Source organism: Corynebacterium frankenforstense, assembly GCF_030211955.1.
Taxonomy (GTDB): domain Bacteria; phylum Actinomycetota; class Actinomycetes; order Mycobacteriales; family Mycobacteriaceae; genus Corynebacterium; species Corynebacterium frankenforstense_A.
This window is the reverse complement of the sequence record NZ_JASODI010000041.1, coordinates 1-1241: the sequence shown is the minus strand read 5'-3', so window position 1 is coordinate 1241 and position 1241 is coordinate 1. Positions and strand designations below refer to the sequence as shown.

Annotated in this window: 1 rRNA gene; it reads left to right on the top strand. The window is 57.0% G+C overall.

Annotated elements, in window-relative coordinates:
- Window positions 1–3: 3 nt before the first annotated feature.
- Window positions 4–1241: ribosomal RNA gene (locus QP119_RS11445) — 16S ribosomal RNA — on the top strand; the annotation flags it as partial.

The following is a 1241-nucleotide window of genomic DNA, read 5'->3' as shown; positions in this document are numbered from 1 at the left end:
TTTTTTGTGGAGAGTTTGATCCTGGCTCAGGATGAACGCTGGCGGCGTGCTTAACACATGCAAGTCGAACGGAAAGGCCAGTGCTTGCACTGGTACTCGAGTGGCGAACGGGTGAGTAACACGTGGGTGATCTGCCCTCAACTCCGGGATAAGCCTGGGAAACTGGGTCTAATACTGGATAGGACCACATCGTAGGTGGTGTGGTGGAAAGCGTTTGTAGCGGTTGGGGATGAGCTCGCGGCCTATCAGCTTGTTGGTGGGGTAATGGCCTACCAAGGCGGCGACGGGTAGCCGGCCTGAGAGGGTGTACGGTCACATTGGGACTGAGATACGGCCCAGACTCCTACGGGAGGCAGCAGTGGGGAATATTGCACAATGGGCGCAAGCCTGATGCAGCGACGCCGCGTGGGGGATGACGGCCTTCGGGTTGTAAACCTCTTTCGACCGTGACGAAGCCTTTGGTGACGGTAGCGGTAGAAGAAGCACCGGCTAACTACGTGCCAGCAGCCGCGGTAATACGTAGGGTGCGAGCGTTGTCCGGATTTACTGGGCGTAAAGGGCTCGTAGGTGGTTTGTCGCGTCGTCTGTGAAATTCCGGGGCTCAACTCCGGGCGTGCAGGCGATACGGGCATAACTTGAGTACTGCAGGGGTAACTGGAATTCCTGGTGTAGCGGTGGAATGCGCAGATATCAGGAGGAACACCGATGGCGAAGGCAGGTTACTGGGCAGTTACTGACGCTGAGGAGCGAAAGCATGGGTAGCGAACAGGATTAGATACCCTGGTAGTCCATGCTGTCAACGGTGGGCGCTAGGTGTGAGACCCTTCCACGGGTTTTGTGCCGTAGCTAACGTTTTAAGCGCCCCGCCTGGGGAGTACGGCCGCAAGGCTAAAACTCAAAGGAATTGACGGGGGCCCGCACAAGCGGCGGAGCATGTGGATTAATTCGATGCAACGCGAAGAACCTTACCTGGGTTTGACATACACTGGATCGCCTCGGAGACGGGGTTTCCCTTTGTGGTCGGTGTACAGGTGGTGCATGGTTGTCGTCAGCTCGTGTCGTGAGATGTTGGGTTAAGTCCCGCAACGAGCGCAACCCTTGTCCTGTGTTGCCAGCACGTTGTGGTGGGGACTCACGGGAGACTGCCGGGGTGAACTCGGAGGAAGGTGGGGATGACGTCAAATCATCATGCCCCTTATGTCCAGGGCTTCACACATGCTACAATGGTCGGTACAACAGGT